This window comes from Shimia sediminis, from assembly GCF_003990645.1.
Lineage (GTDB): Bacteria > Pseudomonadota > Alphaproteobacteria > Rhodobacterales > Rhodobacteraceae > Shimia > Shimia sediminis.
Map to the genome: position 1 here is coordinate 85,364 of NZ_RYZK01000007.1, position 13,642 is coordinate 99,005.

Genomic DNA, 13,642 nt, shown 5'->3' on the forward strand with positions numbered 1-13,642 from the left:
TAGAATGAAATCACTCGCAAAATTGGCGGGCGTCGCGGCGCTTGGCCTTAGCATGGCAACCGCCGCGCTGGCGCAGGATCCGGTCAAGATCGCGCTTGTGCACGGCATTTCCGGCCACAGTTTCGAGGTGTTCTCGAAACAGGCGCAAACCGGCTTTGAGCTGGGCATCGAATACGCCACCGGAGGCACCGGCATGGTCAAAGGCGTGCCAATTGAAATCATTCACAAGGACACTCAGTTCAAACCCGACGTCGCCCGCGCCGTTCTGGCCGAAGCTTACGGTGATGACGACGTGCTGCTGGCCGTTGGCGCCACTTCGTCCGGCGTGACCAAGGGGCTGCTGCCCATCGCCGAAGAATACGAGAAAATCCTGATCGTGGAACCGGCTGTGGCTGACAGCCTGACGGGTCCTGACAGCAACCGCTACGTCTTTAAGACCTCGCGCAACTCGTCGATGGACATGCAGGCCCAGGCGCTGGCCCTGTCGCCGGATGAGAACCTCTTTGTTGCCACACTGGCCGAGGATTACGCCTTTGGTCGTGACGGTATCTCGGCGTTCAAAGCCGCGCTGGACGGCTCGGGCGCCACGGTTGTGACCGAAGAGTACATCCCCCAGGGCACCACCGATTTCACCGCCGCAACCGAACGCATGTTCAACGCGCTGAAAGACAAGGAAGGCCGCAAGGTTATCCTGATCTATGTCGCTGGCGGCGGCGATCCCATGGGCAAGATCCAGGCCATGCAGCCCGAGCGTTTCGGCATCGAAATCTCGACCGGTGGTCACATTCTGCCCGTCCTGCCGACCTATAAACGGGTCCCCGGCATGGAAGGCGCGATCTACTACTACTACGAGATCCCCAAGAATGAGATCAACGACTGGCTCGTTGCCACCCACCAGGAACGTTTCGATGGTCCGCCTGATTTCTTCACCGCCGGTGGTATGGCCGCAGCACTTGCCGTGGTGAAAGCTCTGGAAACCGCGGATGAGTGGGAAACCGAAGCGCTGATCACCGCCATGGAAGGCATGGAATGGAACACCCCCAAGGGTAAAATGATGTTCCGTGCCGAAGATCACCAGGCGTTGCAGTCGATGTATCACTTCAAGATCCGCGTCGACGACAACGTTGACTGGGCGATCCCCGAGCTGGTGCGCGAGATCACTGCCGAGGAAATGAACATCCCCGTCGGTCGGACCAACTGATCTGACACGACACAGTTCCTGGCCTGCATATGTGGGCCAGGAACCCTAGAACAGGTTTTCCAAATGTCACACCCATCGCTCATCACCCAGGATCTGACGATCCGCTTCGGGGGGCATGTCGCCGTGAACGCGGTGTCCTGCGAATTTCGCCCCGGCGAGCTGACGGTCATTGTCGGGCCGAATGGTGCCGGCAAAACCACCTATTTCAATCTGATTTCCGGTCAGCTGATGCCCAGCGCGGGCACCGTCATCAAGGATGGCGTTGATATGACCGCCATGCCGCCCTCAACCCGTGCCCGTCACGGGGTAGGGCGTGCCTTTCAGCTGACCAACCTTTTCCCCCAGCTGTCTGTGCTGGAGAACATTCGCCTTGCCGTTCAGGCGCGTTCCGGTGACGGCTGGCGCTTTCTGACCCGCACCAGCAGCCTGACGGAATTGTCCGCCCGCGCCGAACGCTATCTTGAGGCAACCAAGCTCAGCGCCGTTGCCGATGTGCCTGCGTCAACCCTGTCGCACGGCGATCAGCGCAAGCTGGAAGTGGCGCTGTTGATGGCGATGGAGCCTGATATCTACATGTTTGATGAGCCCACCGCGGGCATGTCGCTGGATCACGCGCCGGACGTTCTGGATCTCATTGCCGAGATCAAGCACGACAAGTCCAAGACCATCCTGCTGGTCGAGCACAAGATGGACGTGGTGCGCGCGCTCGCCGATCGCATCATCGTGCTGCACAACGGCGAACTCATTGCCGATGGCGCCCCGGACGAAGTGATGTCCAGCCAGATCGTGCGCGACGTTTACCTTGGCAAATCGACGGAGGCGGCATGACCCTGCTTTCCCTCAAATCCATGCAGACCAACATCGGTCAGTACGCCGTGCTGCATGACGTGACCCTCGACGTTCCCGAAGGCGGGGTGTTTGTTCTCTTGGGCCGCAACGGCGCGGGCAAGACCACGACCCTGCGTTCGATCATGGGGCTTTGGGAGCCGTCGCCCGGATCGGTCACTTTCCGCGGGCAGGACATCACCGCGATGCATACTGCCGATATTGCCCGGTTGGGCATCGCCTTTGTGCCCGAAAACATGGGCATCTTTGGGGGCCTGACGGTTGAGGAAAACCTGATCCTCGCCACCAAGAACGGCACCTTTGACAAGGACCGGCTGGCCCATATCTGGCGGCTGTTTCCGGCGCTGGAAACCTTCTGGACCAAGGCCGCCTGGTCGCTGTCCGGCGGGCAGAAACAGATGCTCTCGGTGGCGCGCGCCATTATCGAGCCGCGTGATCTGATCCTGATCGATGAGCCGACCAAGGGCCTTGCGCCGTCGATCATCGACGCCATGGCCGAGGCCTTTCGCGAGATTTCGGAGACCACGACAATCCTGCTGGTCGAACAGAATTTTGAGTTTGCCCGTTCACTGGGGCGCGACATGGCGGTGATTGATGATGGCCGTATCGTCCACGCCGGAACCATGGCGGAATTCGCCGAAAACAAAGAGCTGCAGGAAAACCTGCTCAGCCTGTCTGCATGAGGAAATGATGGACCAACTGCGTATGACAATCGAACGGTTTGGGGGCGTCAATCTGCTGCCTGTGGCCGTCGCGCTGGTGGCGCTTGTGCTGATCGGCGCGCCTTCGTCCTGGGTGACGCTGACTGTGGCGGGCCTGGCCATGGGGATGATGATCTTTCTGATGGCCTCGGGGCTGTCGCTGGTGTTCGGCCTGATGGATGTTTTGAACTTTGGTCACTCGGCCTTTGTCAGCTTTGGCGCCTTTGTCGCCGCAAGCGTGCTGGCATGGCTCGGGGGCTGGCTGGGGGCGGACAGTATTCTGCTCAATGTGGCAGCGCTCTTTGCGGCCTTTGTCGCGGCGATCCTCTTTGGTCTCGCGGCGGGGTGGTTTTTTGAAACCATCATCATCAAGCCGGTCTACCACGACCACCTGCGCCAGATCCTGATCACCATGGGCGCGCTGATCGTGGCTGAACAGATCATTCTGGCGGTCTGGGGCGGCACACCCATGACGGTCCCGCGCCCCAATTTTCTCGAAGGGTCGATCCTGATCGGCGATGTGGCGATCGAGATTTACCGTGCCTTCGCCTTTATCCTGGGCCTGATCGTCTATATCGCGCTCTACCTCACGCTGAACCGCACCCGCATCGGCCTGTTGATCCGGGCGGGCGTGGAGAACCGCGAGATGGTCGAGGCACTGGGCTTTCGCATCGACCGGCTGTTTGTCGCGGTCTTCATGGTCGGCTCGGCCCTTGCGGCCCTTGGAGGGGCGATGTGGGCCGGGTACGAGACGCTGATCACCCCGGCTCTGGGCGGAGAGTTGATGATCGTTGTCTTTATTGTCGTCATCATCGGCGGGCTCGGCTCCATCGAAGGCACCCTTTTGGGCGCGATCATGGTGGGGCTGGTGGCGAACTATGTTGGCTTTCTCGCCCCGAAACTGGCGCTTGCCTCCAACATGCTTTTGATGATGGCCATCCTGTTGTGGCGGCCAAACGGGCTGCGGCCCGCCGTGAAGTGAGGGCAAAGAGATGACCACCACACCCACCCTCGGCGATCGCGCCGTCAAGCTTACCGTCCTTGTTATCGCAGGACTTCTGCTGTTCGCGCCCTTTCTGTTTCAGGATATCCGCTCGCTCGAAGTGGCGGCCCGCATCTGCGTCTTTATCGTGCTGGTGGCGAGCTATGATCTCTTGATCGGCTACACCGGCATCGTCAGCTTTGCCCACACCATGTTCTTTGGCTTTGGCGCTTATGGCGCGGCCATTTCCCTGAAACAGATGGGCCCCGGTTGGGACGCCGTGATCGTTGGCGCCATCGCAGGTGCGCTGGTCTCTCTGGTGATGGCCATTGCGATTGGCCTCTTGTCGCTGCGGGTCAAGGCGATCTTTTTTGCCATGATCACCCTTGCCGCCGCCAGTGTTGCCATGGTGCTGGCCAGCCAGCTGTCGCATTTCACCGGGGGTGAAGACGGTATCACCTATAAGGCGCCGCAACTGTTCAAAACCGCGACCAAGCTGATGCTCAACGACGAAGGCAAGGTCATGCGCGTCTTTGGCGTCAAGCTGAACGGCAAGCTTGCAGCCTATTACTTTGTCTTTGCCTCGAGCCTCGTGTTGTTCCTTGTCATGTTGCGGCTGGTCGGTTCGCCCGTCGGAACCGTGCTCAAGGCCATTCGCGAGAACGAGGCCCGCGCCGAGGCCATCGGTTATCGCGTCGTCGCCTATCGCACCTTTGTGTTCTGCATCGCCGCGATCATCGCCTCGCTGGCGGGCACGGTCTATGCCATCTGGCTGAAATACACCGGCCCCGATACGGCGCTGAGCTTTTCCATCATGATCGACATCCTGCTGATGGTGGTGATCGGGGGCATGGGCACCATGTATGGCGCGGTGATTGGCGCGGTGCTGCTGGTGTTGGCGCAATACTACCTGCGCGACCTCATGGGCACTGCCGCCGAAGCCGTCGCCGACATGCCGCTCCTGCCGTTTATCCTTGATCCTGACCGCTGGCTGTTCTGGCTTGGCGTGATCTTTATCCTGCTTGTCTATTTCTTCCCCAAAGGCATCGCAGGCACTCTGGCCCAGAAAGGCGCACGCACATGAGTTCACCCCGGTTTGTCTTTGTCCCCGTCATGGATCATGAACTGCACGTGACACTTTGGGGAGATCCGGCCAATCCGGCCCTTGTCATGTGGCACGGGCTGGCGCGCACGGGGCGGGACTTTGACGAGTTGGCAGCAGCGCTATCGGATCGGTTCTTTGTCCTGTGTCCCGACACCATCGGGCGTGGCCTGTCCAGCTGGTCCAGCAATCCGGAAGCGGAATACTCTATCGAGTATTATTCCGGTATTGCCGCCGACCTGCTGGATCACTTCGAGATCGATAGGGCCGGGTGGATCGGCACCTCAATGGGGGGGCTGATTGGTATGCGCATGGCCTCGGGGCCCTTGGCGGCGCGGCTGAACTTTCTGATTGTGAACGATATTGGTCCCGAGCTTCCGCAAGAGGCCGTCGACCGCATTCTCGAATACGCCGGGACCGAGCCGGACTTTGCCACGCTGTCCGAGGCAGAGCAGTGGCTCAGAACAGTCTATGTGCCCTTTGGTCCGGCCCCGGATGCCTTCTGGACCCGCATGGCGCGCAGCTCGGTGCGCCGGGGGGACAACGGGCATTTTACCATTCACTACGATCCCCGGATAACCGTGATGTTCACGGCCTCGGCCTCGGAGTTGACAACATGGGACCGTTTCGAACGCATCTCAGTGCCAATGCACCTGATCCGTGGCGTGACCTCGGACGTTCTGCCCGCCGATATCGCGGCGCGGCTTCTGGCGGTGGGACCATGCCCTTCGGAAACCGTGTTTGACGATTGTGGGCATGCGCCAAGCCTGTCGCGCCCCGAAGACGCCGAGCTGATCCGTGGCATCATTGCGCAGCTGACCGCCTGATCGCGTCAGCGTCAGAGAATGGGAAAGGGCGTCATCTGCCCGGTGATCGCGGTGCCGTCAAACACCTGAATGTCCCCGAACTGCTGCAGCACCGCCTCGGATTGCGTCGGGCGCAGCACGATATGTCCGGGTGCCGCGGCCCCGCGGGGCAGACACATCCCGTGCTGATTGGATGACGCGTCAAAGAACGGGCTGGGGGTCAGCCCCTCGGGAAAGACCGGCCTGGCCATCCATTTGCCGCCGTAAAAGAACACGATGCGGTCCCTGATGAGACGCGTGGCCTGTAACACGCGTGACAGGCGCGGATGCCCCGGTAGCCCATGGGCATAGGTCTTGAGCGCCGGGGTCACGATGAACAGTGCCGGGTCTATGGCGGCATTCAGATGTTGGTCAAAATCACTGGGCTTCACCATCAGCGAGCCCAGCGTCAGATCATTGGCGGGGCCATCCTGCGGCAGCCCCAGCGCCGTGCTGCTGCCCCCAGTGTTCAGGATACTGCGCTGCGCCGGCCCGAGACAGGCGACAAAAGCCGCGAGCCGCTCTAGTGCGCGGCCCTGCGCCGGCGCACCGCCCCCCAACAGCCGGGGCAGCGCGTTCACATGCGCCTCATACCCCATCACGCCCTCGACATGCAGCGGCCCGCTCTGGGTCAGACAGGCCCGCAAGGCATCCGGTGTCTCCAGCCCGCCGCGCCCCAACCCGATATTGACCTCAAAGGCGATCCGCAGATTTGTCCCGGTCTCTTCGGCCAGCCTGCGATACGCCATCAACCGGTCGTCACTGTCGATCAGCCAGGTGACGCGCGCCGCGTGGGGGCAGGTTTTCAGGAACTGCGCCGCGCCCGCCACCGGCATCGGCTTGCCCATCAGCGCGGACACCTTTGGGAAATGGTCGAGCACCCTTGCCGTCAGCGGCAGATGAAAAGACATCACCCGATCGCTGCCAAGCGCCTTGAAACCCTGCGCCAGAAGATCCGGCACCGGCAGCGATTTGTCCGCCAGCCGCACGGCCATGCCGCCGGGCAGGTTTGCACGTAAATAGGCGAGGTTCGCGGTCAGCCGTGCCTGATCCAGCACCAGCACCGGACGGTGCAGGCCTGCCGAGTCAACCGCATGGATCAGCGCTTCGAAGTACCCGCTCACAGCCCCAGAAGCCTTGCCATGTAGGGCGTGACAAAGCGATTGTCCGGGTCCATCTCGCGCCGGGCCTCAATCGCCATGTCCCACGCGGGGTAGAGCCCGCGCAGCTCGGTTGCGGTCAGCGAATGCATCTTGCCCCAATGCGGACGCCCCTCGTATTTGTGAAACACGGTCTCCACCGCCTGCATCAACGCCTGAAAGGGTTGGCCGGCCTCGTGATGTACCGCAATCGACAGGCTGTCACGCTGGTAGAACGGGCTGAGGCTTAGATCATCCGCCGCCACCGTGCGCACCTCCATCGGAAAGTAGACATGGGGGAACTGTTTTTCGACCAGCGCCACGACCTCGCGCAGGGCCTGCGGCCCCACCTCCAGCGGCAGATGATACTCGGTCTCGTTAAAGCGAATGCCCTCGCGGTCGGTGGGAAAGGCACGGTGCCAGTCCTCGATGAAATGCTCGTGGCTGTGTGATCGGATGATCCGGCTCAGCACAAAACGATGCAGCCAGGGCGCCCAACCCAAAAGCCGACCGGCCAGCCGCAGCTGCGCCAGCCCTTCCTGATCGCGGTCTTCGGGGCGGGCGATGGGGGCGGCATCACTGGCATCGCTTTCCATCACCACCGCCTGACCCGACCCGGTGATGTAGTAGAACTCGACATTGCGCCGCGCGCTCATGCGGGCTGTGAAGTCATCCAGCATGTCCTCCAGCGCAATGGCATAGCGCGCCCGGTCCAGCCGGTAGGGTTTTGCGGTCTGCATCACCGCCTCTGTCACAACGCCGCCTGTGCCGATGCCCACGGCCAGAGCGCGGAACAGGTCCGCCTCGGCGTTGCGGGACAGCACGCGTTTCTCACCGCGCCCATCCATCAACGTCAGCTCGGTCAGCATCGACGAATAACAGCCAAATTGCAGCCCCGTGCCATGGGTCGCGGTTGCCAGCGCACCGCCCAGCGTCTGGTCATTGATGTCGCCCATATTGGCAAAGGCATGCCCCATGCCATGCAACCGGGTCGAAATCGCCCCAAGCTGCCCGCCCGCTCCGATTCGGGCATGGCCCGGGGCGGCTTCGTTTACGGAATCAAATCCGCCAAGCGATACCAGCGTGCCCTGATCGATCGCTGCAATGGGGGAAAACGAATGTCCGGACCCCACCATGCGCAAAACACCGGCACTGTCCTTGATCAGGGTGCTCAGGTCCTCTTCGGACCTGACAGCCACATGACGTTCGGGGTGCGCAATTGCACTGCCCGACCAGTTGGACCATTCCTTCATGACTTCTCCCTTTGGTGATGCAGCCTTGTGGTTGCGGCAGGCTCCAACCCCTCTGAGATTGCGCCGCTGGGCCCGCTTTTCAGGCAAGATTACGGTCCTTACCCCTCAGAGTCAGCGCTGGCGTTACGTAAACCTGCCAGAGACCACACCACCAACACAGCTTTTTTCCGCTTCGGTGTTGACGTTGAAATGCCGCTGATTTAGGTAGGCCGAACTTCGAGCGGGTATGGTGAAATGGTATCATAAGAGCCTTCCAAGCTTAAGGTGCGGGTTCGATTCCCGCTACCCGCTCCAAGATGTCCCACCGCATCCCTTCGACGCCGAGCCTCTTGGGTATCTCTCTGAATCCAAGCGACTTTTGCCCGGCCGACCCTGTCCAAAGACCGGCGTCCCCTAAATTACCTGATCTCCGTCATGGCCCCATGCGGCAACTCGTGGCTTGACCCTCCGCTCAAGCATCGCCACTAACGGCGTCACGATAAACCGGGGATACAACACTCATGGCCAGACAACCCAAGCCGCCCGTCACCGAGGCAGAGCGCGAAAAGTCCAAACGCGTCGGCGCGTTGCGCGGTCTTGCACCGTTTCTGGCCCCGTATCGGCTGCTGGTTCTTCTGGCGGGCTGTGCGCTGACGCTCACTGCGACGATCTCGCTGGTCCTGCCCATTGCCGTGCGCCGCGTGGTCGACAACTTTGGCACCGAAAGCGATGCGCTTCTGGACAAATACTTTCTCGTGGCGCTGGGTTTTGCCGCATTGCTCGCGGTGGGCACCGCGCTGCGGTATCTGTTGGTGACACGGCTTGGCGAAATTGTCGTGGCCGATATCCGCAAGGCCGTGTTCAACCGTGTCCTGTCGATGAGCCCGCATTTCTTTGAAAAGATCATGACCGGCGAGGTGCTCAGCCGCATCACCACCGACACCACGGTCATCCAGTCGGTGATCGGCTCGTCCGTGTCCGTGGCGCTGCGCAATGTGCTGTTGTTCCTTGGCGGGCTTGTCCTGATGCTGATCACTTCGGCCAAGCTGACCGGTCTGGTGCTGCTGATCGTGCCAGCCGTGATCGTGCCGATCCTGGTTCTGGGGCGCCGCCTGAGGGTGCTCAGCCGCGAAAACCAGGACTGGATCGCCGCCAGCTCGGGCAATGCCTCCGAGGCGCTGACCTCGGTCCAGACCGTCCAGGCCTTTACCCACGAAGAGCCCTCGCGCGCCTCATTTGCCGAGGTCACCAACCTCTCGCTGATCGCGGCCAAGCGGCGCATCAACACCCGCGCCCTGATGACCATGATCGTGATCTTCCTGATCTTCTCGGGCGTGGTGGGGGTCCTGTGGATGGGCGCGCGCGACGTGCGGGCTGGCGGTATGAGCGTGGGCGCGCTGGTGCAGTTCGTGATCTATTCCGTCATGGTGGCCGGGGCCGTTGGGGCCCTCTCCGAGATCTGGGGCGAGTTGCAGCGCGCCGCCGGGGCCACCGAACGGCTGGTTGAACTGTTGCAGGCCGAAGACAGCGTCAACGACAAACCCAATCCGCTGCCCGTGCCCAGCCCGGTCAAGGGCGAGATTGTCTTTGACGATGTGTCCTTTGCCTACCCGTCGCGCCCCAATGTGTCGGCGCTGGATGGTGTCACCCTGACCATCAAACCCGGCGAGACCGTGGCCTTTGTCGGCCCCTCGGGCGCGGGCAAGACCACCGTGATCCAGCTGCTGCAGCGGTTTTATGACCCCGATCAGGGACAAATCACGCTTGATGGCGTCGCCCTGACGGACATGGCGCGCGATGCCTTTCGCCACGAGCTGGCGCTGGTGCCACAGGACGCGGTGATCTTTGCCGATACCGCCCGCGAAAACATCCGCTTTGGCCGCCCCGAGGCGACGGATGCCGAGGTTGAAGAGGCCGCCAGGGCCGCTGCCGCCCATGATTTCATCTCCGCGCTGCCCGAGGGCTATGACGCCTTTGTCGGCGAACGCGGTGTTATGCTCTCGGGCGGACAGAAACAACGCATCGCCATTGCCCGCGCCATCCTGCGCGACGCGCCGGTTCTGCTGTTGGACGAAGCCACCAGCGCGCTGGATGCCGAAAGCGAACGTCTGGTACAGGCCGCCGTGGAAGAGTTGTCGCGAGACCGCACCACACTGGTCGTGGCGCACCGTCTGGCCACCGTGAAACAGGCCGACCGCATCGTGGTGCTCGAAGAGGGCAGGATTGTCGCCCAGGGCACACACGAAGACCTCGTGGCCGAGGGCGGGCTATATGCCAAGCTGGCCAAACTGCAGTTCACCGATGGAACCAACGGTCTCTGACCCGTAGGTCGGACAAATTTGTCCGACCTACCTCTCTACCAAAAAGGGCGCCGCCTGATCTGGCCGCGCCCTTTGTTGTCTTTCACGATGCACTTCGTCAGCGATGCGGGTCCAGCTTCTGGAATTCGCTGGTCAGACGGCCGCGCAGCTTTTTGGCGGCCCCTTTCAGCGCCGCGGGAATATCCGCCGCATCATGGCTTGCCGCCATGGGGTCCAGACCCCTTGGGCGCGCCTCGACGGTGCAGCGGATGTGATCCGGGCCATGCTTGTCGGCGTTCTGATCCTTCAGGTGGACTTCAACCCGCGTCAGCCGATCCGCCAAATGGCCCAGATCGGTCTGTACAGCCGCTTCGGCGATTTCGATGACACGTTCGTCTCCGTGGATGAAGTTGTCGGTGTTGACCTGGATCTGCATCTGAGGCTCCTTTTATTGGCTTTGCTCACTGTAAATCTAAGCACTCCCGGTCTCGCGACAAGGGTTGCGAGGTGCCGATCCGACCGATTTTCAGCGCTTTGGACAAAAGGTCTCAGCCTGTTCTGTCCGCCTGCCGCGACGGGGCCAAATGGTGCAGTTTTCCCCTTAAACTCCGGGCTCTCGGCGATCAGGTTGGCCCCATCTTACACTGGGAGAGACAATCATGGGTTTTTGGAGTTTTCTAAAGGGGTCGGGCAAGTCGCTGGTCGGCAGTGACACGCCGGACGCCGAGGCGCTCAAGGCTGAAGTGGCCGAGCTGGGGCTGGATGCCGAAGGTCTCGACATCTCGGTCGAGGGCGACACCGTCAAGGTGACCGGCGATGCAGTCAGCCAGGAGATGCGCGAAAAGGTGATCCTCGCCGTTGGCAACGTCGAAGGCGTGGCCGCGGTCGAAGATGACACCTCTGGCCCCGAGCCCAAGTTCCACACCGTGGAAAAGGGCGACACCCTTTGGGCGGTTGCCAAAAAGGCGTTGGGCGACGGCAATCGCTACACCGAGATTTTCGAGGCCAATCGGCCACTGCTCAGCCACCCGGACAAGATTTACCCGGGTCAGGTTCTGCGCATCCCTGCGTAACCACTCGCGAAGGTGTCGTGCATCACACCCGCATCGGGGTTTGATGCGAGACACCGGAACGACCCTTCGGGGGCAGGGCGGCTTGTCCCCGAAACTTGCGACTTTTCCGGCCAAATCCGCGCGTGTCCTCGGTTTTCGCTGGAAATTCCCCCAAACCCCCGCAAAACTAACGCAACGTTCCGGGTTGGACTGACCCGGCGTCACCGCTCGTCAAAGCCTTGTGGGCACGTGTATGCGCTCACAGCTAAGGGCCAGCCCAAGAAACAGGGCGGTGTAGGGGAGGAGAATATACATGACGTTTTCAACAGTCGAAGACCTTAAGAAAATCGAAGCGGAAATGCCGTGGGAGGACCGCGATGTCTCGACCACGCTGTATCAGTTCCTGACACGCACCAAGGACCGCTTTCCAGATCGCCCGGCATCGAGCTATCAGCTGCTCTCTGGCCCGACCGACAAGGCCGAGACTCTCTCATGGGCCCAGTTGCACGCCAAGACCGTGCAGGCCGCCAACATGTTCCGTGACCTTGGCGTTGGCGAGAATGACACCGTCGCTTATGTCATGCCCAACTGTAACGAGACGCTGATCACGCTTCTTGGTGGCATGGTCGCCGGCATCGCCAACCCGATCAACCCGCTGTTGGAGCCGGAACAGATCGGCGCCATCCTGCGCGAAACCGACGCCAAGGTCGTGGTGACCATCAAGTCCTTCGTGAAAACCGATGTCGCCCAAAAGGTGGCCGAGGCCGTGCGCCACGCACCTCATGTGCACACGGTTCTGGAAGTGGACCTGAACCGCTACCTCACCCCACCCAAAAGCTGGATCGTGCCGCTGATCCGCCCTAAGAACCCCACCGGGCACCACGCAGATGTGAAAAGTTTCAACAAGGAAATGTCGAAATACCCCACCACGCTGCAATTCGAAGACAGCGCCGGGGATCGCGTCGCGGCCTATTTCCACACCGGCGGCACCACCGGCATGCCCAAGGTGGCGCAGCACCTCTATTCCGGCATGATCTACAACGGCTGGCTGGGTGATACGCTGTTGTTTGACGAAACCGACAGCATCATGTGCCCGCTGCCGCTGTTCCATGTCTTTGCCGTGCATGTCATCATGCAGGCGGCGATTTCGTCCGGCGCGCATGTGGTTTTCCCGACCCCGGCAGGCTATCGCGGCGATGGGGTATTCGACAACTTCTGGAAGCTGATCGAACGCTGGAAAACCACCTTTATCATCACCGTGCCCACCGCTGTATCAGCCCTGATGCAGCGCGAGGTGGACGCCGATATCTCTACCGTGAAAACCGCCTTTTCCGGCTCGGCGCCGATGCCGATGGAGCTGTTCAAGCGCTTTGAAAGCACCTGCGGCGTCGATGTGGTCGAAGGCTACGGGCTGACCGAAGCCACCTGCCTTGTGTCCTGCAACCCGCCTACTGGTGCCAAAAAGGTCGGCTCGGTTGGCCTGCCGTTCCCCTATACGGACGTGCGCATCTACACCGACACAGCCGACGGTCCGGTTGAATGCGCCGCTGATGAGGTGGGCGAGATCTGCGTCTCAAACCCCGGCGTTTACGCGGGCAACACCTATACCGAGGTGGACAAGAACAAGGACCTCTACCACCACGACAAATACCTGCGCACCGGCGATCTGGGCCGCATCGACGCTGATGGGTACCTCTGGATCACAGGCCGCGCCAAGGACCTGATCATCCGAGGCGGCCACAACATCGACCCCGCCGAGATCGAAGAGGCGCTGCTGGCGCATCACGACGTCGCCTTTGCAGGTGCCATCGGCCAACCCGATGCCCACGCGGGCGAGGTGCCTTGCGTCTATGTCGAACTGATCGAAGGCGCCAGCGTCTCAGAAGCCGAACTGATGGAGCACGCCAAGGTGCATGTGCACGAACGTGCCGCGCACCCCAAACATGTTGAGATCATGCCCGAATTGCCAAAAACCGCCGTGGGCAAGATCTTCAAGCCCGACCTGCGGAAATCGGCCATCACCCGCATCTATAACGCGGCGCTCGAGAAAGAGGGCGTGCCTGCGCGCGTCACCAGCGTGCTGGACGACAAGAAACGCGGGCTTGTCGCGCAGCTGACCAACAATGGTGACGCCAGCGAGGAAGAAGTCGGCAAAGTGCTTGGCGCCTTTGTCCGCCCCTGGGAATGGGCCGAGTGAGCCAGACCAACGCGTAGGTCGGACAATCTTGTCCGACCTACCGGC

12 protein-coding genes and 1 tRNA gene are annotated in these 13,642 nt (G+C 61.4%); 10 read left to right on the forward strand and 3 right to left on the reverse strand.

The genetic code is table 11. The features are described from left to right. Nucleotides 1–4 precede the first annotated feature (4 nt). From EK369_RS15015 to EK369_RS15040, 6 genes are all read left to right on the forward strand, one after another. The gene (locus EK369_RS15015) at nt 5–1,201 is read left to right on the forward strand and encodes a substrate-binding domain-containing protein (RefSeq protein WP_127115090.1); all 1,197 of its coding nucleotides are present in this window, start codon (nt 5–7) and stop codon (nt 1,199–1,201) included. A gap of 63 nt (nt 1,202–1,264) precedes the next feature. Continuing rightward, nucleotides 1,265–2,029, forward strand: a complete 765-nt coding sequence (locus EK369_RS15020; protein WP_127115091.1) for an ABC transporter ATP-binding protein — start codon at nt 1,265–1,267, stop codon at nt 2,027–2,029. Next, the gene (locus EK369_RS15025) at nt 2,026–2,730 is read left to right on the forward strand and encodes an ABC transporter ATP-binding protein (RefSeq protein WP_127115092.1); all 705 of its coding nucleotides are present in this window, start codon (nt 2,026–2,028) and stop codon (nt 2,728–2,730) included. The genes EK369_RS15020 and EK369_RS15025 overlap by 4 nt, the downstream gene beginning before the upstream one ends. A 7-nt stretch (nt 2,731–2,737) precedes the next feature. Further along, a complete protein-coding gene (locus tag EK369_RS15030; RefSeq protein ID WP_127115093.1) occupies nt 2,738–3,730 on the forward strand; it encodes a branched-chain amino acid ABC transporter permease in 993 nt (330 codons plus the stop codon). A gap of 10 nt (nt 3,731–3,740) precedes the next feature. Continuing rightward, a complete protein-coding gene (locus tag EK369_RS15035) occupies nt 3,741–4,814 on the forward strand; it encodes a branched-chain amino acid ABC transporter permease (protein ID WP_127115094.1) in 1,074 nt (357 codons plus the stop codon). Continuing rightward, nucleotides 4,811–5,659: an alpha/beta fold hydrolase gene (locus tag EK369_RS15040; RefSeq protein ID WP_127115095.1), complete on the forward strand. Its 849-nt coding sequence runs from the start codon at nt 4,811–4,813 to the stop codon at nt 5,657–5,659. Before EK369_RS15035 ends, EK369_RS15040 begins: the two co-directional genes overlap by 4 nt. Nucleotides 5,660–5,670: 11 nt before the next feature. On the opposite strand, the gene EK369_RS15045 is transcribed toward EK369_RS15040, so the two are convergent. Further along, nucleotides 5,671–6,801, reverse strand: coding sequence for an alanine racemase (locus tag EK369_RS15045; RefSeq protein ID WP_127115096.1), 1,131 nt, complete (start codon nt 6,799–6,801; stop codon nt 5,671–5,673). After that, nucleotides 6,798–8,069 (reverse strand): D-arabinono-1,4-lactone oxidase, encoded by a 1,272-nt coding sequence (locus EK369_RS15050; protein ID WP_127115097.1) that lies wholly within the window; start codon nt 8,067–8,069, stop codon nt 6,798–6,800. The genes EK369_RS15045 and EK369_RS15050 overlap by 4 nt, the downstream gene beginning before the upstream one ends. A 220-nt stretch (nt 8,070–8,289) precedes the next feature. Here EK369_RS15050 and EK369_RS15055 point away from each other — a divergent pair. Together EK369_RS15055 and EK369_RS15060 are read left to right on the forward strand one after the other, a co-directional pair. Next, a tRNA-Gly gene (locus tag EK369_RS15055) sits at nt 8,290–8,363 on the forward strand. Nucleotides 8,364–8,569: 206 nt separating this feature from the next. Continuing rightward, on the forward strand, nt 8,570–10,369 hold the full coding sequence (locus EK369_RS15060) for an ABC transporter transmembrane domain-containing protein (RefSeq protein ID WP_127115098.1): 1,800 nt from the start codon (nt 8,570–8,572) through the stop codon (nt 10,367–10,369). Nucleotides 10,370–10,466: 97 nt separating this feature from the next. On the opposite strand, the gene EK369_RS15065 is transcribed toward EK369_RS15060, so the two are convergent. Next, a complete protein-coding gene (locus EK369_RS15065; RefSeq protein ID WP_127115099.1) occupies nt 10,467–10,784 on the reverse strand; it encodes an HPF/RaiA family ribosome-associated protein in 318 nt (105 codons plus the stop codon). Nucleotides 10,785–11,007: 223 nt separating this feature from the next. Here EK369_RS15065 and lysM point away from each other — a divergent pair, with 223 nt between their 5' ends. Both lysM and EK369_RS15075 read left to right on the forward strand, forming a co-directional pair. Continuing rightward, nucleotides 11,008–11,421: a peptidoglycan-binding protein LysM gene (gene lysM / locus EK369_RS15070; protein ID WP_127115100.1), complete on the forward strand. Its 414-nt coding sequence runs from the start codon at nt 11,008–11,010 to the stop codon at nt 11,419–11,421. A gap of 292 nt (nt 11,422–11,713) precedes the next feature. Then, a complete protein-coding gene (locus EK369_RS15075; protein ID WP_127115101.1) occupies nt 11,714–13,597 on the forward strand; it encodes an acyl-CoA synthetase in 1,884 nt (627 codons plus the stop codon). The last annotated feature ends 45 nt before the right edge of the window (nt 13,598–13,642 follow it).

Bases quoted from the DNA above. Each gene is read 5' to 3' on its own strand.
- EK369_RS15040 (WP_127115095.1), top strand. From the start codon at position 4,811: ATGAGTTCACCCCGGTTTGTCTTTGTCCCCGTCATGGATCATGAACTG.
- EK369_RS15020 (WP_127115091.1), top strand. From the start codon at position 1,265: ATGTCACACCCATCGCTCATCACCCAGGATCTGACGATCCGCTTCGGG.
- EK369_RS15075 (WP_127115101.1), top strand. From the start codon at position 11,714: ATGACGTTTTCAACAGTCGAAGACCTTAAGAAAATCGAAGCGGAAATG.
- EK369_RS15050 (WP_127115097.1), bottom strand. From the start codon at position 8,069: ATGAAGGAATGGTCCAACTGGTCGGGCAGTGCAATTGCGCACCCCGAA.
- EK369_RS15015 (WP_127115090.1), top strand. From the start codon at position 5: ATGAAATCACTCGCAAAATTGGCGGGCGTCGCGGCGCTTGGCCTTAGC.
- EK369_RS15060 (WP_127115098.1), top strand. From the start codon at position 8,570: ATGGCCAGACAACCCAAGCCGCCCGTCACCGAGGCAGAGCGCGAAAAG.
- EK369_RS15035 (WP_127115094.1), top strand. From the start codon at position 3,741: ATGACCACCACACCCACCCTCGGCGATCGCGCCGTCAAGCTTACCGTC.
- EK369_RS15065 (WP_127115099.1), bottom strand. From the start codon at position 10,784: ATGCAGATCCAGGTCAACACCGACAACTTCATCCACGGAGACGAACGT.
- EK369_RS15030 (WP_127115093.1), top strand. From the start codon at position 2,738: ATGGACCAACTGCGTATGACAATCGAACGGTTTGGGGGCGTCAATCTG.
- EK369_RS15025 (WP_127115092.1), top strand. From the start codon at position 2,026: ATGACCCTGCTTTCCCTCAAATCCATGCAGACCAACATCGGTCAGTAC.
- lysM (WP_127115100.1), top strand. From the start codon at position 11,008: ATGGGTTTTTGGAGTTTTCTAAAGGGGTCGGGCAAGTCGCTGGTCGGC.